This is a genomic window from Nonomuraea cavernae, from assembly GCF_040655715.1.
Taxonomy (GTDB): Bacteria; Actinomycetota; Actinomycetes; order Streptosporangiales; family Streptosporangiaceae; genus Nonomuraea; species Nonomuraea cavernae_A.
This window is the reverse complement of sequence record NZ_JBFAKL010000016.1, coordinates 70,293-88,218: the sequence shown is the minus strand read 5'-3', so window position 1 is coordinate 88,218 and position 17,926 is coordinate 70,293. Positions and strand designations below refer to the sequence as shown.

Annotated in this window: 19 protein-coding genes and 1 pseudogene; 11 read left to right on the top strand and 9 right to left on the bottom strand. The window is 69.3% G+C overall.

The features are described from left to right. Nucleotides 1–32 precede the first annotated feature (32 nt). The 4 genes and pseudogenes from AB0I38_RS23365 to AB0I38_RS23350 all read left to right on the top strand — a co-directional run bounded on the left by AB0I38_RS23365 (nt 33) and on the right by AB0I38_RS23350 (nt 2,755). Nucleotides 33–821 (top strand): ABC transporter ATP-binding protein, encoded by a 789-nt coding sequence (locus tag AB0I38_RS23365; protein WP_358471412.1) that lies wholly within the window; start codon nt 33–35, stop codon nt 819–821. A gap of 203 nt (nt 822–1,024) precedes the next feature. Continuing rightward, a pseudogene (locus tag AB0I38_RS23360) lies at nt 1,025–1,685 on the top strand (SPFH domain-containing protein); the annotation flags it as partial. 59 nt (nt 1,686–1,744) lie between these two features. Beyond that, entirely contained in the window at nt 1,745–2,500 is a 756-nt protein-coding gene (locus AB0I38_RS23355; protein WP_358471410.1) for a sulfite exporter TauE/SafE family protein, read from the top strand. 30 nt (nt 2,501–2,530) lie between these two features. Beyond that, complete coding sequence (locus AB0I38_RS23350) at nt 2,531–2,755, top strand: hypothetical protein (protein WP_358471408.1); 225 nt, start codon at nt 2,531–2,533, stop codon at nt 2,753–2,755. Nucleotides 2,756–2,780: 25 nt separating this feature from the next. On the opposite strand, the gene AB0I38_RS23345 is transcribed toward AB0I38_RS23350, so the two are convergent. The 7 genes from AB0I38_RS23345 to AB0I38_RS23315 form a co-directional block, all read right to left on the bottom strand. After that, on the bottom strand, nt 2,781–3,620 hold the full coding sequence (locus tag AB0I38_RS23345; RefSeq protein WP_358471406.1) for an SDR family oxidoreductase: 840 nt from the start codon (nt 3,618–3,620) through the stop codon (nt 2,781–2,783). Between the two features lie 29 nt (nt 3,621–3,649). Then, nucleotides 3,650–4,471, bottom strand: coding sequence for a Rieske 2Fe-2S domain-containing protein (locus tag AB0I38_RS23340; protein WP_358471404.1), 822 nt, complete (start codon nt 4,469–4,471; stop codon nt 3,650–3,652). 120 nt (nt 4,472–4,591) lie between these two features. Further along, nucleotides 4,592–5,203: an HD domain-containing protein gene (locus tag AB0I38_RS23335; RefSeq protein WP_358471402.1), complete on the bottom strand. Its 612-nt coding sequence runs from the start codon at nt 5,201–5,203 to the stop codon at nt 4,592–4,594. Nucleotide 5,204: 1 nt separating this feature from the next. Continuing rightward, on the bottom strand, nt 5,205–7,394 hold the full coding sequence (locus tag AB0I38_RS23330) for a molybdopterin-dependent oxidoreductase (RefSeq protein WP_358471400.1): 2,190 nt from the start codon (nt 7,392–7,394) through the stop codon (nt 5,205–5,207). 136 nt (nt 7,395–7,530) lie between these two features. Next, nucleotides 7,531–8,196 (bottom strand): hypothetical protein, encoded by a 666-nt coding sequence (locus AB0I38_RS23325; protein WP_358471399.1) that lies wholly within the window; start codon nt 8,194–8,196, stop codon nt 7,531–7,533. Between the two features lies 1 nt (nt 8,197). Next, nucleotides 8,198–8,329, bottom strand: coding sequence for a hypothetical protein (locus AB0I38_RS23320; protein ID WP_358471397.1), 132 nt, complete (start codon nt 8,327–8,329; stop codon nt 8,198–8,200). A gap of 278 nt (nt 8,330–8,607) precedes the next feature. Continuing rightward, on the bottom strand, nt 8,608–8,787 hold the full coding sequence (locus tag AB0I38_RS23315) for a hypothetical protein (protein ID WP_358471395.1): 180 nt from the start codon (nt 8,785–8,787) through the stop codon (nt 8,608–8,610). Between the two features lie 344 nt (nt 8,788–9,131). On the opposite strand from AB0I38_RS23315, the gene AB0I38_RS23310 reads away from it, so the two are divergent. Continuing rightward, entirely contained in the window at nt 9,132–9,995 is an 864-nt protein-coding gene (locus AB0I38_RS23310) for a helix-turn-helix domain-containing protein (RefSeq protein WP_358471394.1), read from the top strand. A 54-nt stretch (nt 9,996–10,049) separates the two neighbouring features. Further along, complete coding sequence (locus tag AB0I38_RS23305; protein WP_358471392.1) at nt 10,050–10,274, top strand: DUF397 domain-containing protein; 225 nt, start codon at nt 10,050–10,052, stop codon at nt 10,272–10,274. A gap of 67 nt (nt 10,275–10,341) precedes the next feature. Here AB0I38_RS23305 and AB0I38_RS23300 read toward each other — a convergent pair whose 3' ends face one another. Beyond that, nucleotides 10,342–11,784 (bottom strand): MFS transporter, encoded by a 1,443-nt coding sequence (locus AB0I38_RS23300; protein WP_358471390.1) that lies wholly within the window; start codon nt 11,782–11,784, stop codon nt 10,342–10,344. A gap of 103 nt (nt 11,785–11,887) precedes the next feature. On the opposite strand from AB0I38_RS23300, the gene AB0I38_RS23295 reads away from it, so the two are divergent. The 5 genes from AB0I38_RS23295 to AB0I38_RS23275 all read left to right on the top strand — a co-directional run bounded on the left by AB0I38_RS23295 (nt 11,888) and on the right by AB0I38_RS23275 (nt 17,444). Then, complete coding sequence (locus tag AB0I38_RS23295; protein ID WP_358471388.1) at nt 11,888–12,712, top strand: helix-turn-helix transcriptional regulator; 825 nt, start codon at nt 11,888–11,890, stop codon at nt 12,710–12,712. A 72-nt stretch (nt 12,713–12,784) separates the two neighbouring features. Further along, complete coding sequence (locus AB0I38_RS23290; RefSeq protein WP_358471386.1) at nt 12,785–13,861, top strand: CapA family protein; 1,077 nt, start codon at nt 12,785–12,787, stop codon at nt 13,859–13,861. 41 nt (nt 13,862–13,902) lie between these two features. Continuing rightward, nucleotides 13,903–15,642: an SDR family oxidoreductase gene (locus AB0I38_RS23285; protein WP_358471384.1), complete on the top strand. Its 1,740-nt coding sequence runs from the start codon at nt 13,903–13,905 to the stop codon at nt 15,640–15,642. Nucleotides 15,643–15,766: 124 nt separating this feature from the next. After that, complete coding sequence (locus tag AB0I38_RS23280; protein ID WP_358471382.1) at nt 15,767–16,336, top strand: TetR family transcriptional regulator; 570 nt, start codon at nt 15,767–15,769, stop codon at nt 16,334–16,336. A 139-nt stretch (nt 16,337–16,475) separates the two neighbouring features. Continuing rightward, on the top strand, nt 16,476–17,444 hold the full coding sequence (locus AB0I38_RS23275; protein WP_358471380.1) for a hypothetical protein: 969 nt from the start codon (nt 16,476–16,478) through the stop codon (nt 17,442–17,444). A 35-nt stretch (nt 17,445–17,479) separates the two neighbouring features. Here the strand turns inward: AB0I38_RS23275 and AB0I38_RS23270 are convergent, their stop codons facing one another. Then, nucleotides 17,480–17,812, bottom strand: a complete 333-nt coding sequence (locus AB0I38_RS23270) for a hypothetical protein (RefSeq protein ID WP_358471378.1) — start codon at nt 17,810–17,812, stop codon at nt 17,480–17,482. Between the last annotated feature and the right edge of the window lie 114 nt (nt 17,813–17,926).

Below are 17,926 nucleotides of genomic sequence, written 5' to 3'. Positions count from 1 at the left end.
CACGAGCGTTCTCCAAAGGGAGGGATCCGGGGATGGGTGGTCAGGTGCTGCGGCTCCAGGACGTCGCCGTCAGGCGTGACGGAGCGGCTCTGCTGCGCGGCATCGACTGGACGGTCAACGAGGATGAGCGTTGGGTCGTGATCGGGCCCAACGGCGCGGGCAAGACCACCTTGTTGCAGGTCGCGGCCACGCTGCTGTATCCGAGCGAAGGCGTCGTCGAGGTGCTGGGCGAGCGGCTGGGGCAGGCGGACGTGTTCGAGCTGCGGCCGCGCATCGGGCTGGCGAGCTCGTCGCTGGCCGAGCGCATCTCGGCGGAGGAGAAGGTCATCGACCTGGTGCTGACCGCCTCCTACGGGATCATGGGCCGCTGGACCGAGGAATACGACTCCAACGACGTCACCAGGGCCGTCGAGCTGATCGACATGCTGGGGGCGGCCCATCTGATCCGCCGCCGGTTCGGCACCCTGTCCGAGGGCGAGCGCAAACGCGTGCAGATCGCCCGCGCGCTGATGCCCGACCCCGAGATCCTGCTGCTCGACGAGCCGGCCGCGGGGCTCGACCTGGGCGGTCGCGAAGATCTGGTGCGCCGCCTGACGGCGCTCGCCGGCGACCTCCGCTCACCCACGCTGGTGCTGGTCACGCACCATGTGGAGGAGGTGCCGAGTGGCTTCACCCACGGGCTGCTGCTGCGCAATGGCTCGGTGGTCGCCCAGGGGCCGCTCGATCACGTGATGACGGCCGAAAACCTGTCGCACACGTTCGGGGTGCCGCTCACGCTCGACCGGAGCGGCGAGGGCCGCTGGTACGCCCGCGCCTACTAGATCCCTTTTGTCTGTTCAGGGCCGCTTCGAGGACAAACCACATACCATTTGCGAGGTCGATACCTACGGCTTCGGAGCGTTGCCATGAACGCCGAATGTGGAGCCGGTGTAAGACCTCAACGAGAGTCCTCCCGGGCGGGCGACCGGCGGTGAAGCAGGAAGCCCAACCGGCGACGGTTGGAATCCCGGCCCTTCAGAGCCGGGAGGATGTCAACTACTTCCAGGTCACCAACCCGAGGGCCGCCACCTACGAGATCGCCAACTTCCTCATCGGCGTCGAGCAGCTCACGGTCACCACGCTGCGCAACGTGGTCGGCGGCATGGATCTCGAACGCACGCTGACCTCCCGCGAGGAGATCAACACCGAACTGCGCGGCGTTCTCGACGAGGCGACCGGCAAGTGGGGCATCCGGGTCAACCGGGTCGAGCTCAAGGCCATCGACCCGCCGGCCTCCATCCAGGACTCGATGGAGAAGCAGATGCGCGCCGATCGCGACAAGCGCGCCGCCGTCCTCACGGCCGAAGGGCAGCGGCAGGCGGCCATCCTGGCGGCCGAGGGCGAGAAGCAGGCGGCCGTCCTGCGGGCCCGGGGCGACGCTGAGGCGGCGGTGCTGCGCGCTCAGGCCGAGGCCGAGGCCCAGGCCATGCGGGCCAAGGGGCAGGCCGACGCGATCGGCATGGTCTTCAGGGCGATCCACGACGGCAAGCCCGACCAGCACCTGCTGGCCTACCAGTACCTCCAGACGCTGCCCGAGATCGCCAAGGGGCGACTCCAACAAGATCTGGATCGTCCCGTCCGAGATGGGCAAGGTGCTGGAGAGCCTGGGCGGTCTGTTCCCGCCTCCCAAGGCGCCAGACCTCTGACCTGGTGACCTGGCCACCCGCTGTGATCACGCGGCGGCGCTCCCTCTAGGCTCGTGCGGATGATGCTCTGGGAGACGCTCGCGGTCTGTGCGGCGGGAGTGGCGGCCGGCGCGATCAACGCGATCGTCGGCTCGGGGTCGCTGATCACGTTTCCCACCCTGGTGGCCGTGGGGGTCGAACCGGTGGTCGCCAACGTGTCCAACACCATCGGACTGGTGCCGGGCTCCTTCACCGGCGCCTATGGCTACCGGCGGGAGCTCGCCGGGCAGCGCGACCGGTTGATCCGGATGGGCGTGGTCTCCGCACTGGGCTCGGTCATCGGCGGGATCCTGCTGCTCTACCTCGACCCCGGCGTGTTCCAGGTGGTCGTTCCGGTGCTGATCGGCGTGGCCTGTGTGCTGGTCGTGGTGCAGCCCAAGCTCAACGTCTGGTTGTCGGCCCGGCGCGAGCACGCCCATCCCGACGGCGGGGTGCTGCTCCTGCTGGGCGTGTTCGCCTCGGGAATCTACGGCGGCTACTTCGGTGCCGCCCAGGGTGTGCTGCTGATCGGGTTGCTCGGCAGCTTCCTCAGCGACGGCATCCAGCGGGTCAACGCCGCCAAGAACGTGCTGGCGCTGATCGTCAACGGCGTCGCGGCGGTGTTGTTCATCCTGATCGCCGAGGTCGACTGGTGGGCGGTGCTGGCGGTGGCCCTGGGGGCCATCGTGGGTGGGTTCGTGGGGGCGAAGGTGGGGCGCCGGGTCCCGGCGCCGGTCCTGCGGGGCGTGATCGTGGTGGTCGGTGTGCTGGCGATTATCAAACTGGTGTACGGATAAATACCAGGCTTTAGGGGTATGAATCCGTACATGAAGGGTGATCGGGTGGAGATCGTCATCGATGCGGGCGGCACCCCGCGCACCTACGAGGTCATCGCCACCCGCGCGGGTCGCCGCGTCGAGGTGGCCACGCGGCGGGGGCTGGTCGAGGTGACCGAGGTCACCCGGAGCGGCACCGCCGTACGCACCGCGCGGTTCATGTCGAGCCGCATCCTCGCCCTGGTGGAACATCCGGCGGACGAGCACCCGAGCTAGTGCCCGGGCGCTGTCGTCCCCGTTTTCAGCGGAAGTCGGCCGCGTGGTCCTCCGCCCACTGGCGGAAGGTCAGCGCGGGCCGGCCGAGCAGCGTCCGCACGGTGCCGGTGACCTTCTCCGGCTCGGTCACGAACGACGCCCACCCCCGCAGGGCGCCGTCCACGAACGTCGCGTCACCCCATGCCGCCAGCAGCTCCTCACGGGCGACCTCCGGCGGCAGATCCTCCCAGCGCACCTCGCGCCCTACGACCTCGCCGATGACGCGCACCTGCTCGGCCTGCGTCAGCCGCTCCGGCCCGCTGAGCACGTACGCCGCGCCGCCGTGCCCGGCCGAGGTGAGCACGTGCGCGGCCACCGCCGCGATGTCCTTCTCGTGGATCAGCGACCGCGAGGCCTCCCCGTACGGCCAGCGCACCACGCCCTGCCGGATCTGGTCGGCCCACCCGAGCGTGTTGGTCGCGAAGCCGCAGGGCCGCAGGAACGTCCACGTCAGCCCGCTGTGCCGGATGAGCCGTTCGACGTCCTGGTGGAAGATCGTGGACTGCTCGCCCTCCTGGAGGTCGGCCACGTCCGCCGACAGGTAGACGATGCGGCGCGCCCGCCCGGCGATGGTCTTCACCACGGCCGCGGCCGTCTCGGCGGAGAAGCCCGGCCAGACCAGGAAGACGGTCTCCACGTCCTTCAGCGCCGGGCCGAGAGTGTCGGGCACCGTCAGGTCGCCGCGAATCGCCTCGACTCCCGCGGGAAGGGTGGCCCTGGACGGGTCGCGGACCAGCGCCCGGACGTCGAGGCCGGCGTCGGCGAGCTGGTCGGCGACGTGCTTGCCGACGTTACCGGTAGCCCCGGTCAGCAGAATCTTGGTCATGGGGCCGACCGTATGACCTCAAGTAAACTTTAGGTCAAGCTTGGGCGCACCTGGATCGTGCCGTCACGGCGGATCCGCGTCTCGAAGACGGGGGCGGGCGCGGTCGCGGGCCCGTGCTCCACCGCGCCGTCGTCCAGCCGGAACGTGCTGCCGTGCCAGGGGCAGACCACGCACACCTCGCCGTCCTCCACGACGAGTCTGCCCTGGTGGAGCGGGCCGGCCAGGTGCGGGCAGCGGTCGGCGAGCACGGTGACGCCGTCGCCGTGCCGGAGCACGAAAAGCTGGATGTAGCCGAGCCGCCGGGCGACCGGCCGGCCCTGCGGCAGGTCGTTGAGCATGCACAGGTCGTGCCAGCCCAGCGGCACCAGGTGGGTCACCTGCGGGGCGTGGTTGGCGCCCGCCGCCAGCCGGTAGGCCAGGTGGCCGCCGAGGTAGGCTCCGAGGCCGCCCACGGCGAGGCCGGTGAAGGAGAGCATGCGCCCGGCGCGCTCCCGTCCCGACGTGCGTGACAGCACCGAGGCCGTGAACAACCCGAGCGCGGTCAGGTTGGCCAGCATGTGGACGAATCCCACGCGCTGCTGCTCGCGGTGCAGGGAGGACCAGTCGGTCAGCCCGGCGGCCGCCGTGGGCAGCGCGTTGCCGATGCCCACGGTCAGCAGCAGCCGCGCGGCCCGGGGATCGATGGATGTGAGGTCGAGCACGGCGGCGGAGAGCCAGCAGCCGAGGCTGACCGTGGCCAGCGGCGGGTGCAGCGGCTTGCCCGTGGGCACGCCGTGCAGCAGGTCCCGCAGCTTTCCCGGTCGCAGCTTGGCGCGTACGGCCGTGGCCAGCGACTTGATGGGTTTGTCCATGACTGTGGACTTCTCAAGCCGTACGGCGAGATCGACCGGTCCCGCGAAACCGTGCATTTGCTTACGTCTCGGTCGTACTGTCTCTTTCACGACAAGTCACCTACCCCGCGGGTAAGGGGGTCATTCGGATAGGTGTCCCCTGGTGACGGAGAGTCGTACCAGCTCCTGGGCGTACGCGCCGAGTGACGGCGACCCCTCGGCGATGAGCCGGACCTTCTCCTCGACCTGCGTGGCCGTCACCTTGAACAGCGGCCACGTCCCGCCTTCGGTGTTGTGGTTGGCCAGGATCGGCGCGAACCGGTCGAGCGCCCTGGCGAACCTCGCCTCCGGCGTCTCACGGGCCTCGAACTCCTCCCACAGCTCGCGCATCGGCTCGGCCTGGCCGGCGGGCAGCAGGGCGAAGATCCGGTCGGCGGCGGCCCGCTCGGCCTCGGCCTGGGCGCTCACCGCGACCGGATCGTAGATGAACGTGTCACCCGCGTCGATCTCGACCAGGTCGTGCACCAGCAGCATGGCCGTGACCCGCTGGAGGTCGGTGCCGGGTGGAGCGTGCTCCCCGAAGATCATCGCGAGCATGGCCACGTACCAGGAGTGCTCTGCGTCGTTCTCCCGCCGCGAGCCGTCCATCAGCAGGTTGCGGCGGATGACCCGCTTCAACTTGTCGATCTCGACGGCGAAGGCGATCTGGGCGGTCAGGCGGTCCTCTGCTGGTGCGGTAGTCACGCGCGCCACCCTAATGCGCGATGATCACATCAGTGGCCGAAATCGTGACCGGAACCCCGTTGAACACCGCGTTTCCGGACGGAACATCGATAGCGGTCTCATCGGTCAGGGCGTTCGCGTTGACCCCGGCGTGCTCGGCGGCCACCGACTGGGTGCTGTCCGTGTGCCCCCAGCCGTGGGGCAGGGAGACGACCCCGGGCATGATCGTGTCGGTCGGCTCGATCGGCACCCTGAGCTCGCCCTTGGCCGAGCGCACCACGGCCTCGCCGTCGAGCCCGAGCCTGGCCACGTCGGCCGGGTTGATCTGCAGCGTGCACCTGTTGCTGCCGCCCACCAGCGGCCCGACGTTGTGCATCCAGCTGTTGTTGGACCGCAGGTGCCGCCGCCCGATCAGCACGATCTCCGCGGGCTCCCGCTCCAGGCCGGCGCGCAGCCGTTCGACGTCCTCGACGAGCTGCGGCGGGGCGAGCTCGATCAGCCCCGAGGCGGTCTTCAGCACCTCGGGCAACCGGGGCTCCAACGCCCCGAGGTCCAGCCCGTGCGGGTTGTCGAGCAGCTTGCGCAGCGACAGGTCGCCCTCGCCGGACCACTCGCCGTAGGGGCCGAGCCTGAGCATGAGGTCGAGCCTGCGCTCCGCTCCCGACTCGCCGTCGAGCGCCGCCCGCAGCTCGGCCACGTCGCGCCCTTCGACGCCCGATCCGGGGGTGTCCACGGCCTTGGTCAAGGTCTGGCCGATGACGAACTCGTCGAGGTCGCCCTCCAGCCCCGACGCGATCATGGCCAGCCTGGACAGGATCTGCGCCTCGGACGGCCGTCCGTCCAGCGGCAGCGCCGGCGGCGAGTAGCGGGTGTAGTTGCGCACCGCGAACCCGAGCAGCGCGAAGTCGTAGTGCCCCGACTGCAGCACGCGCGGCGGCGGCAGGATGACGTGGGCGTGCCGGGTCGTCTCGTTCAGGTAGGGGTCGACGCAGACCATGAAGTCGAGCCCGGCGAAGGCCGCGTCGAGCCGCGGCCCGTTGGGGGCCGACAGCACCGGGTTGCCCGCCACGGTGACGAGCATCCTGATCTGCCCGTCTCCCGGCGTCTCGATCTCGTCGGCGAGCGTCGCCACGGGCAGCTCGCCGTTCGCCTCCGGCAGCCCTCTGACGCGGCTCCGCCACCGCCCCACTGTGTACGGCCTGCGCCTGCCGCCGGACTCCGTGGCCGATTTGGGGAACATGGCGCCGCCCGGCCGGTCGAGGTTGCCGGTCAGTACGTTCAGCACGTCGACCAGCCACTGGGCCAGCGTGCCGAACTCGGCCGTACAGGTGCCCATCCTGGCGTAGACGGCGGCCCGGCGCGCCCCGGCCAGCTCACGCGCGAGCCGTACGATCACCTCGGCGGGCACGCCCGTGCGCCGGGCCACCACGTCCGGCGGGAAGTGCTTGGCCGCCTCGCGCACCTCGCCGAGCCCGTTGACCTCATGTGAGAGCCGGACCAGATCCTCGGCGAACGTGGTGTTCACCAGGCCGAACAGCAGGTAGGCGTCGGTGCCCGGGCGGACGAACACGTGCTCGTCGCCGAGCACGGCGGTGCGGGTGCGGCGCGGATCGACCACCACCAGCCGGCCGCCCCGCGCGCGCAGCGCCTTGAGCCTGCCGGGGAAGTCGGGCGCGGTGCAGAGCGAGCCGTTGGACTCCAGCGGGTTGGCGCCGAGCATGAGCAGGTAGTCGGTCCGGTCGAGGTCGGGCACCGGGATGGCGAGCGGGTGGCCGAACATCAGCCCGCTGGCCACGTGCTTGGGCATCTGGTCGGACGTGCTCGCGGAGAAGATGTTGCGGGTGCCGAGCGACTTGATCATCGGCCCGGCGTAGAGGGCTCCGGCCATGGTGTGGGCGCTGGGGTTGCCCAGGTAGACGGCGACGGACTGGCGGCCGTGCCGCTCGGTGACCCCTTTGAGGCCCTGCTCGACGGCGGCGAACGCCTCGTCCCAGCCGGCTTCGCGCCACAGCTCGCCGTCCCTGATCAGCGGCTTGCGCAGCCGGTCGGGGTCCTCGTCGAGGCGGCCGAGGCTGGCGCCCTTCGGGCAGATGAATCCCTTACTGAAGGGATCGTCGCCGTCTCCCACAACGCGCGTGACGTGCCCGCCCTCGTCGAGGGTGAGCGTCAGGCCGCAGACGGCCTCGCACAGGGGACAGGTCCGGTGAACGGTCGACGTCATCACGACTCCTGGGTTCGGAAGTTGAACTCATCTTGTCTCGTACGGCGCGCATGCGGAAGCCCCGGAGCCCCCGCGGTCTCCGGGGCTTGGCCGGCGGGCCGCCCGGCCGGTCAACCGGCAGGGGGGCGCCGGCCGATCAGCCGACCTGCGGCAGCACGAGCTTGCTGGACAGCTCGGGCAGCGTCAGCAGATCAGGCGGCTCCTCGACGTCGGGGCGCATCGAGATCCAGGCGCGGCGGCCATAGAGCCGGTCGAGCCCGGGGGAGACGGCTCCCGGGATCTCGTCACGCCGGACGATCTCGACGATCACCAGGTGAGCCCAGGCGCGGTGCTTGTAGACGTTGACGGTCCTGGCCCAGCAGGCCGCCGCGATCTCCTCGGCGTACGCCTCGAACTCCGCGGCCGAGATGCCGGCCCTGGTCAGGATCAGCGCCTTCTCGCCCGTACGGGTCGGCGTGATCCAGAGCACCAGCGGGATCCGGCCCGACCGGGTGTGCATCGTGGTCTCCAGGCAGGTGCGCTGCAGGCGGTGGCGGGAGACCACGCACCAGATGTGCGCCGTCACCCAGTTGCGGCCCGCCCGGGTCGCGGCCGGCACCGAGATCGCGCTGGTCAGCACAATGAACGGCATCCAGTGGCCGTGTTGCGCCGCGCTGAGGAAGGTGAGGGTGAGCAGGCCGAGCGCGGCGGTGAGCAGTAGTTCGGTGCGGATCCGCCACAGTCTCGCCGGCAGGCTCCCGCGGCCGGCGGCCGGCAGGTCCTCGTTGGCCGGATACATCTGGTTCCGTGGGTTCCTCGGCATCTCACGACACCTCCTCTGGCACTCTCGGCATGATCCTGAGCTGGTCGAATCGGGGATCCCGATAGGTGCGGGCGCCGAATCCGGTCTTCGAGACCGTCCAGTCTCGCCGGAAGGCGAACTCGTCCGGCTCCATGCAGATCTCCCGATCCGCCCAAGCGATGAGTTCCCGGATCCGGGACTTGATTCGACTGAGTCCCTTGGTACCTTGTGAGTACATAGAAGACCCCTTTCGCGGCATTATTCGAGGTGGCTTCTTTCGCCGGACTGATGGCTTACGACCGGCGTCGTCGCAGGGTGGCAGCCCATATGCGGCGATCAGGTGGTCGGCCTCGGTCCGGCTTTCCCGTTTCGATTCCGGTGTTCGTTCCCGGTGATCGCGGTGCTCGATCGAGCGATGGTCGCGTCGGTTCGTCAGGTGGTGGCGGGGTCCTTCCGGCAAACGGCCTCCCTGGGGTCGAGATACATATCCGGGACGGCGACGTTGCCGATGGAGCGGCCCGCGAGGCCGCGCGTGTACGTGGACGGAATCCCCCGTGTGTGCGGCCGTTCGGTCATCACGGCCTCCTCGTCCTTCGGGATCCTCCTGTGCACGATCGTCTCCCCGTCACCCTGATGCCGCAATACTTTGCGCAAGAGAAGATTTAATTTTCTTCGTACCTTGCTTGCTAGTTTGCAGTGCATCTACATGTGCAACTTGCACGCGAACACTCGGGAGCACGTGTGGCACATGGCAGTGAAGGAAATCAACGCCCCGTCCCCGGCCCCCCGGAGAAGCTTCGCTTGCCCCCTACCGTCTCTCCGTGAAAGCCTTATGGCAAGGCTGAGTGGCACTACACATGCAAGTTGCAGTGTAAGATTGGACCAACGGCCCAAACGGCCAGAGTTCAAACAGTCCTTTCCGGCTACACCTTCCTTCCCGACGAGGAGAGTGGACGGTGCCATCGCAGCAGGGCAGCCCGACTGTCCGAAGGCTTCGACTGGGTCAGGAGTTGCGTCTTCTCCGCGAGCGGCAGAAGCTGACGGGGGCCAAGGCGGCGCGAGAGCTCGGCTGGTCGCCCAGCAAGGTCAGTCGCATTGAGGCGGCCAAGACGATGCCCGGTGCCGATGACATCAAGGCGATGGGCAAGCTCTACCGGATCGACGGTGACAAGCTTGACGAACTCTTCGGCCTGTTGCGGGATGCGGATCAGCGTGGCTGGTGGGAAGATTACGAAGACTCTCTGCCTGAGGAGTACACGAAATTCCTCGGGCTGGAGGCGGAGGCTACGTTCCAGCGCAACTGGGAACCCCAGATCGTGCCAGGGCTTCTGCAAACTGAGGATTACGCACGAGAAGTCATCTTGGCCACCCGTGGCATCGCACTCATCACGCACAGCGGTGTCCGGAGTCGAGTCGAGGCGCGTATAGACCGGCAACAGCGTGTTCTGCGCAGGTCGGATCCGGCCGTACTGCGCTTCGTGCTGGACGAGGCGGCCTTGATGCGCCGTTTCGGCGAACCCTCGGTGATGCGGGCGCAGATGGAGCATCTTCTGGAGGTGTCTCTACAACCGCATGTCAGCGTTCGCGTGCTGACCTTGGACTCGCTCCATCCGGTCAACACGGGTGCGTTCATCCATCTCAAGTTCGCTGCGTTCGACGATGTTGTGTACCTGGAGCAGCTCTACACGGCTCACTTCGTCGAGGATCTTGAGCGGGTGGCTGGATACGAGACGGCCTTCGAACACATCAGGTCCGAAGCGCTGGATGAGGGAGAATCACGCGTCCTCATACAGCGCAAGGCCATGCTGTGGAGAGGTTAGCGACAAAGATCTCAACAAGGGGCAATGGCGCCCCTTCGCCTATTTGAGGACAAAATGTACATTGGTGCCAAGTCGGCGACATGGCAGAAGAGCACGTTCTGTAACGGCGCGAGTGGCTGCGTCGAAGTCGCCTCCCTTGCGGACGGGAACGTCGCGTTGAGGGACAGCAAGGATCAGGATAGCCCCGTTCTGGTCTTCACGCCGTCCGAGTGGGCCGCCTTTACGGCCGGCGTACGTGATGGCGAGTTCGACCTGACCGCGCTTACTGCCAGCGCATGACGAACGGCCCTGGCGGGTTGCTAGCACAACCTTCAGGGCCGTTCTAGAAGAGGTTAGACCAGCAACCTCACGGTGACATGGAAGAGGGATCTCCGTCCCCGTGAACGCAGGCCGTTTTCACGCGGCGTCGCCGTACCAGGAAGAGGGAGCAGGTGCCGGCGAGGACGGTCAGGCCCGCGAGGGCGGCGGCGGTCAGCATGGTGGCCGGGCCGGTGCCCTGGTAGGAGATGAACAGGGTGCCCACCGTGGACACCCCGATGACCTGGCCGAGCTGGATCACGGTGAGCAGCGCGCCGCTCGCGTCGGCGGCGTGGGCGTCGTCCACATGGGCGGTCGCGATGTTCGTCACCGCCACCTGCACGCCGAGCCCGGCGCCGATCAGCGCGCTCATCAGCGCGTACGCCACCCCGCCACCGTCGGCGAGGCCGAGGCCGAGATAAGCGGGGGCGGCCACCGCGTACCCCAGGGGCACCAGCGTGCGCTGCTGACGGGCGGGCAGGCGGGGCCAGCCGAGCCCGACGACCGCGAAGGCCAGCGCGCACGGGATCATCATCATGCCCGAGGCCAGCGGCGACAGGTGGAGGTCGTTCTGCAGGTGCAGGGCCGAGGTGAAGAGGAAGGCGCCCCAGGTCGCGGGCCCGAAGAGCAGCACGCCGAGACCCGGCCGCATGCCCGGGGCGCGCAGCACGCCGGCGCTGATCAGGGGCCGCCCGCCGCGGGCGGTCACCTGGCGTTCGACGGCGACGAAGATCCCGAAGACCGCGACGCTCAGGCCCATCGAGACCCAGCCCCACGGCGGCCAGCCCAGATCCCGGCCCAGCACGAGCGGCACCACGAGCAGCAGCACCGCCGCCGACAGGCTGATCAGGCCCCACGGGTCGAGCCCACCCTGGCCGCGTTCGGTGTCGGGGGGCAGCACCTTGATGCCGGTGATCAGTAACAGTGCCCCGATCGGCACCACGACCAGGAACACGACCCGCCAGCCGGCGCCGAAGCCCAGCAGGATGCCGCCGAGCGCCTGGCCTGCCACGATGCCGCCGCTCACGACCGCGGACCACAGGGCGATCGCCCGGCCCCGCGCCGCGCCGTGGTAGTTGCGCTGGATCAGGGTGAGCACCTGCGGCATCATCAGCGCGGCGCCGGCGCCCTGGCCGAAACGGCACCCGATCAGCCAGCCCGTCGAGGTCGCCAGGCCCGCGCCCAGCGTCATGAGGGTGAACAGGGCCAGGCCGCCGAGGAAGGAGTTGCGGTAGCCGAACAGGTCGCCGAGCCTGGCCCCGGTGATCAGCAGGACGGCGTAGACGATGGTGTAGCCGGCCACGATCATCTGCAGCGCGGCGCCGGACGAGCGCAGGTCGGCCTCGATGGTGGGGGTGGCCACGTTGACGATGTTGACGTTCAGGATGGCCAGGAACTGCCCGACGAGGATCACCGTCAGGAGCAGGCCGCTGGGCCGGGTCCGCTCCGGCGGGATGACCGGAGCGGTGGGAACGGCGGTGGCACGCGTCATGGCCTCCAGCATGAGGCCAGACTAATACCAGTAACGAGAGCCCATTTATACTGGTACTAGCGCTACCTGGCTAACCAGGTGCCTCCACAGTGGAGTGGTGACGGTGACAGAAACTCGGCGGTCGGACCTGGCGGCGTTCCTGCGCAGCCGTCGCGAGCGGATCACGCCCGAGATGGTCGATCTGCCGCCCGGCCCGCGCAGGCGTACGCCCGGCCTGCGCCGCGAGGAGGTGGCGCAGCTCGCCGGGGTGGGTGTGACCTGGTACACGTGGCTGGAGCAGGGCCGTCCGATCAACGCCAGCCCCCAGGTGCTCGACGCCGTCGCGCGCACGCTCCGCCTCGACCCCGTGGAGCGGCAGCACCTCTACCTGCTGGCGGGCCGGCCGGAGACCGCGCTGACGGCCGACGTGACCCGGGTGACTCCGGAGATGCGGGAGATCCTCGACCGGCTCGACCCCCTGCCCGCCTGCCTGGCCAACAGCCGTTGCGACGTGCTGGCCTGGAACATCGCCTACGGCGCGCTGTTTCCCGAGGTCGTCGCGGCCCCGGAGGGCGAGCGCAACACCCTCTGGCAGGGCTGCCTCAACCCCAGGATGTCGGCCACGCCGGCCGACCGCGACCAGGATCTGTCGCGGGCCGTGGCGATTTTCCGGGGCGCCTACAGCCGCCACTCCGACGATCCCGGCTGGCAGGACTTCGTCCGCCGGCTGAGCGCGGAGAGCGCCGAGTTCGCCAGGCTCTGGGCGCGCCAGGACGTGGCCGAGCGCGGGCCGCGGGACAAGAGGTTCAAGCACGAGGTGCTGGGTGAGATCGGCTTCCGCATCACCAGCTTCGACCTGGCGTCGGCGCCCGAGACGCGCCTGGTGATCTACACGCCGCTCGGGGAGGAGAGCCGCGCCGCCGTGGAGTGGCTCATGGCCGTCGGTTAGCGACGCGCACAAACCGGTCGCACATGGCATGCTCGTGGGCTGAACGTCTGGATCGAGCGGAAGTGCCAACAAGTGAGACTCCCCCGTGCCCTCCTCGCCGTGGCCGTCGTCGGCGCCCTCACCGCGGCCTCCGCGTGCTCCACTGCCGAGCCGGAGCCGCAGAGCCAGGAAGTGGTCGAGAAGCCCACGACCGCCTCGGCCAAGCCGTCGCCCGTGCGGCGGCCGTTCACGATCTCGTTCGGCGGCGACGTGCACTTCGAGGGGATGCTGCGGCCCCGGCTGAACGACCCGCGCACGGCGCTGGGGCCGATCGCGCAGGTCCTGCGCAAGGCCGACCTGTCCATGATCAACCTGGAGACCGCGATCACCACGGGCGGCACCCCCGCGCCGGGCAAGCAGTACACATTCCGGGCGCCGGCCAGCGCGTTCACCGCGCTCAAGGCCGCCGGCGTGGACGTGGTGTCGATGGCCAACAACCACGGCATGGACTACATGGACACCGGGCTGGCCGACTCGCTGGCGGCCATCAAACGGTCCAGGTTCCCGGTGGTGGGCATCGGAAAGAACGAGGCCGAGGCGTACAAGCCGTACCGCAAGGTCGTCAACGGCAACCGGGTGTCGATCATCGGGGCGACCCAGGTGCTCGACGCGGAGTTCATCGCCTCGTGGACGGCCGGCGGCGACAAGGGCGGGCTCGCCTCGGCCAAGAATGAGGACCGCCTGCTGAAGGCCGTACGCCAGGCGCGCAAGAACTCCGACACCGTGATCGTGCACCTGCACTGGGGCACCGAGATGCAGAAGTGTCCCAACCCGGCGCAGCTCTCGCTCGCCCCCAAGCTGGTCAAAGCGGGTGCCGACGTGGTGGTCGGCGGCCACGCGCACATCCTGCTCGGCGCCGGATACCTGGGCAACGCCTACATCAGTTACGGCCTGGGCAACTTCGTCTTCTACAACTCCAACCCCGCCACCACCGGCCGCACCGGCGTGCTGACCCTCACCATCAACGGCCGCAAGGTGCTCAAGGACAGCTGGACTCCCGCCACCATCCAGGGCGGCCTGCCGGTGCCGATGACCGGCTCGGCCCGCACCCAGGCGGTGGCCGACTGGCGGGCGCTGCGTTCCTGCACCGGTCTGGCCTCGCGCCCCTGACCCGCTCTATGTTTGGACGAGTCGTCCAATAGGAGGTCGCGATGCGATGGATCGAATCCGGTGACGTGCGGCTGGCGGTCTTAGAGGAGGGCGACCCGGACGATCCCACGATCCTGCTGATCCACGGCTATCCGGACACGCACCGCGTCTGGGACGAAGTGGCCGGCCTCCTGCGCGACCGGTTCCACGTGGTGCGGTACGACGTGCGCGGCGCGGGCGACTCCAGTGCCCCGCGCGACACCGGCCACTACACCCTCGACCACCTGGCGGCCGACCTGGTGGCCGTGCTCGACGCGATCGGCAAGCCCGCCGTGCACCTCGTCGGTCACGACTGGGGCTCGGTGCAGGGCTGGGACGTGGTGGCCAGGCCCGGCCTGCGCGACCGGATCATCTCCTTCACCGGCTTCGGTGGCCCGGGCGTCGCCCAGACGACGAGTTTCGCCAGGCGCGGCAGGCGTCGCGACGTCGCCGGGCAACTCGCCAGGTCGTGGTACATCGGCGCGTTCCAGACCCCCTACCTGCCCGAGCTGGCCTGGCGTACGGTCATGCCCGGCCTGCTGGAGCGCACCCTGCGACTCGACGGCGTCCAGCCCCGCCCCGGCCATCCCGCGCCCACGCTGGAGAAGGACGCCGCCAACGGGCTCTGGCTCTACCGGCGGAACATAGGCGACCGGTCGGGCGGCGAGGCCGAGCCGGACATCGATGTGCCGGTTCAGCTGATCGACGCGACCCGTGACCGGTTCGTGTCCCCGGCCCTGGTGGCCTGGCTCGGGCGGGGGGTGCGGAGGTTCTGGCACCGCCGGATCGCCGCCGGGCACTGGGCGCAGCGCACCCACCCCGCCGTGGTCGCCCGGATGATCGCCGAGTTCGCCGAGCACACCGGTGGCGGCCCGGCCGCGAGGAGTCTGCGCGCCGCGCTGGTGAAGGAGGGGCGCCGGGCGTTCCAGGATCGGCTGGTGGTGATCACCGGCGCGGGCAGCGGGATCGGCCGCGCCACCGCGCGGGCCTTCGCGGCGCACGGGGCCGAGGTGGTCTGCGCCGATCTCGACGCCGACGCGGCGGCGCGCACCGCCGACGGCATCGCCAAGGACCTCGCGGGGACGGCGCACGCCGTGCGGGTCGACGTGGCCGACGCCGCACAGATGGAGGACTTCGCACGAAATATCCGGACTGAGTACGGCGTACCGGACATCGTGGTGAACAACGCGGGGATCGCGGTCAGCGGCGGTTTCCTGGACCACTCGGTCGACGACTGGCGGCGGACCATCGACGTCAACCTGTGGGGCGTGGTCCACGGCTGCCGCCTGTTCGCCGCGCAGATGGTCGAGCGCGGAGAGGGCGGCCACATCGTCAACATCGCCTCGCTCGCCGCGTTCGCCCCGTCGAGGGTGCTGCCCGCCTACTCCACCTCCAAGGCGGCGGTGAAGATGCTCAGCGACTGCCTCCGGGCCGAGCTCGCCGGCAAGGGCATCGGCGTGAGCGCGATCTGCCCCGGCTTCGTGTCCACCCGCATCGCCCGCAACGCCACGTACGTCGGCGCAGGCGACCTGCGTGAGGCCGCCGAACGCGGGCTGGAGCGCCGCGGCTATCCGCCCGAGCGGGTCGCCGCGCACATCCTTCGCGCCGTACACCGTGACCAGCCCGTCGTCCCGGTCAACGCCGAGGGGAAGATCGGCTACGCGCTGTCCAGGATCTCCCCGGGCGCGATGCGAGGGCTGGCCCGGTTGTCCGGTGTTTCTGAGAGAGCGGTCTCCCGGAGAAATAAGCCCATTGACCGGTAACGATCGCCCGGATGGGGGGAGGATGGAATTCGTGCCGTCCCCCCAAATTGACGAAGACTGCTCGCAGCGCCAGCCGTTACGACGGCGGCCCACACAGCGCCGTAGCGCGCGTCGCGTCGAGCGGATGCTCGACGCCTGTGCCGAGCTTCTCGACGAGATCGGCTACGAGGCGCTCTCGACCACTCGCATCGCGGACCGGGCCGGTGTCGCGATCGGGTCGGTCTACCAGTTCTTTCCCGACAAGCGAGCGATCACCCAGGAGCTGACCCGGCGCAACGTCGAGCTGTTCGTCTCCCGCGTCGGTCGCAGGTTCCTCGAAGAGGACTACGACGGCTGGTGGGAGGCGGTCGACGCGATCATCGACGAGTACGTCACGATGCATCGGACCGTTCCAGGTTTCAAGAGCCTGCACTTCGGCGACGTGGTCGACCTCAACCTGCTCGACTCCGACTCCGACAACAACACGGTGATCGCCGGGCGGCTGCGCGGGCTGTTGCTCAGTGAGTTCGGGCTGGCCGACAGCCACGAGCTCGACGTGGCCGTGCTGGTCGCCGTCGAAGCCGGCGACGCGGTCCTCAAGCTGGCGTTCCGGCGCCTGCCCGAGGGGTCGCCCGAGATCATCGAGGCGGCCAAGCAGCTCGTCCGGGGCTTCCTGTCGCGCCAGCTCAACGCCTGGTCGCCCACTCCCGCTTAGGGGCCTGTACGAGGTTCGGAGCTCCCTGAGTTCTTCGTGCACCTGACAAGCACTGTTGATAGGTTTGGCCGCTTTGGTGCCGAAATATCGGGAGGCGGTCTTGATGCGGCGATTTATGTGCATGGTTGGGTGGTTAGCGGTGGCAGGATGCTCCGTCCTGCCGGGAGGCGGCCCGAAGCAGGCGGCGCCCGCAACGGCCACCGCCACCCCGACACCCTCGGCCGCTCCGGTCACCGCCCAGGAGACCGCCTCGGTCCTGGAGGACTACGTCAAGCGCAACAACGCCGCCAACAAGGCCAAGAACGACAAACTGCTGGCGGGTTACGAAGGCGGCTCCAGCCTCGTCATCGACAAGGCGGCCTACGCCTCCAGTCGCAAGCTCGGCCGCCGCGACGGTTACCAGCCGTTCGGCTACACCAAGCCCACCTACACCGTGCCGGCCGTCAAGGAGGGGCGCTGGTTCCTGACCACGGCGTACTGGAAGAGCAAGATCGGGACCGCCGAGGAACCGACCTACCTGGTGTTCGCCAGCGCCGGAGACTCCTGGCGGCAGATGTACGCCACCGATGCCTTCGAGGGCCAGGTCGCGGCCGGACTCCCTGAGATCGCGACGGACGCCTCGGGAACGGCCGAGGCGGTGGCGCACTCCGACTCCAGCGGGCTGATCATGTCACCCGCCACGTTCGCCAAGAGCTACGCCGCCCACCTGGCAGGCAAGGGCACCGAGACGTCCAAGAGTCGCTTCGCCGCCGACTGGCTCACCACCGACGCCTCGTCCAACCGCGTCAAGATGAGCCAGTACGCCAAGCTCACCGAGAGCGCTCGTCCGGCCACTGTGTACCCCTCCTACGCCCTGCGCACGGCCGACGGCGGAGCGCTCGCCTTCACCACTATCGAACGGACCCGCCGCTACGACGTACACCAGGGGCCGCAACGCAACTACGTCTTCCGGAAGGACAACGGGCTCCTGCCCGGCAAGTACTACACCTACATGAAGACCACCGAGCTGATCCAGGTCGTCGCGCGCATCCCGCCGAAGACCGCCGACCTCGGCCAGGTCGAAGTGATCGGTTCCCAAGGAGGCATCACCTCGGGCAGCGGTCGCTAGTCGGCTTGAGCCCCACCGCGGTGGCACCGCCCGGCCTAGTGCGCCTCGACCAGCTGGGGCAGCCAGTCCGACAGCTGCGCCGGCCGGTGGTCCCTGCGGTGGTGCCGGTCCTCGGTCCGCAGCGCCGTGGCCGGTGGCTCGGCCGTCGTCGATGGGGACACGCAGTGCTCCGGGAACGACACGGAGCCGCCCTCTCTCGCCTCGCGGGCCATCCTGACGTCCAGCCTGACCTCGACCGCGCGCAGCGAGCGCTCCGCTGTGCGGATCGCCTCCAGGCGCGCCGACAGGTATCCGGCCGTGCCCGGCACCAAGGCCGACAGGGCCACCGCACAGGCGAGCGTGAAGGTCATCTGCTTGGACATGCTCATCGCAGCCCCTCCCGCCCGCGCGCGTGTTACCGGAATATGCCCTTCGAGCTGCCGGGACACGCCGAGCGTAGTCAGGCTTTACCAGAACGTCGGCAAAACTCGTGCTGCATCGGC

What these genes read in the sequence shown, in the direction of transcription:
- AB0I38_RS23365 (WP_358471412.1), top strand. Translation starts at nt 33, where the DNA reads ATGGGTGGTCAGGTGCTGCGGCTCCAGGACGTCGCCGTCAGGCGTGAC.
- AB0I38_RS23355 (WP_358471410.1), top strand. Translation starts at nt 1,745, where the DNA reads ATGATGCTCTGGGAGACGCTCGCGGTCTGTGCGGCGGGAGTGGCGGCC.
- AB0I38_RS23350 (WP_358471408.1), top strand. Translation starts at nt 2,531, where the DNA reads ATGAAGGGTGATCGGGTGGAGATCGTCATCGATGCGGGCGGCACCCCG.
- AB0I38_RS23345 (WP_358471406.1), bottom strand. Translation starts at nt 3,620, where the DNA reads ATGACCAAGATTCTGCTGACCGGGGCTACCGGTAACGTCGGCAAGCAC.
- AB0I38_RS23340 (WP_358471404.1), bottom strand. Translation starts at nt 4,471, where the DNA reads ATGGACAAACCCATCAAGTCGCTGGCCACGGCCGTACGCGCCAAGCTG.
- AB0I38_RS23330 (WP_358471400.1), bottom strand. Translation starts at nt 7,394, where the DNA reads ATGACGTCGACCGTTCACCGGACCTGTCCCCTGTGCGAGGCCGTCTGC.
- AB0I38_RS23325 (WP_358471399.1), bottom strand. Translation starts at nt 8,196, where the DNA reads ATGCCGAGGAACCCACGGAACCAGATGTATCCGGCCAACGAGGACCTG.
- AB0I38_RS23320 (WP_358471397.1), bottom strand. Translation starts at nt 8,329, where the DNA reads ATGGAGCCGGACGAGTTCGCCTTCCGGCGAGACTGGACGGTCTCGAAG.
- AB0I38_RS23305 (WP_358471392.1), top strand. Translation starts at nt 10,050, where the DNA reads ATGTACATTGGTGCCAAGTCGGCGACATGGCAGAAGAGCACGTTCTGT.
- AB0I38_RS23300 (WP_358471390.1), bottom strand. Translation starts at nt 11,784, where the DNA reads ATGACGCGTGCCACCGCCGTTCCCACCGCTCCGGTCATCCCGCCGGAG.
- AB0I38_RS23285 (WP_358471384.1), top strand. Translation starts at nt 13,903, where the DNA reads ATGCGATGGATCGAATCCGGTGACGTGCGGCTGGCGGTCTTAGAGGAG.
- AB0I38_RS23280 (WP_358471382.1), top strand. Translation starts at nt 15,767, where the DNA reads ATGCTCGACGCCTGTGCCGAGCTTCTCGACGAGATCGGCTACGAGGCG.
- AB0I38_RS23270 (WP_358471378.1), bottom strand. Translation starts at nt 17,812, where the DNA reads ATGAGCATGTCCAAGCAGATGACCTTCACGCTCGCCTGTGCGGTGGCC.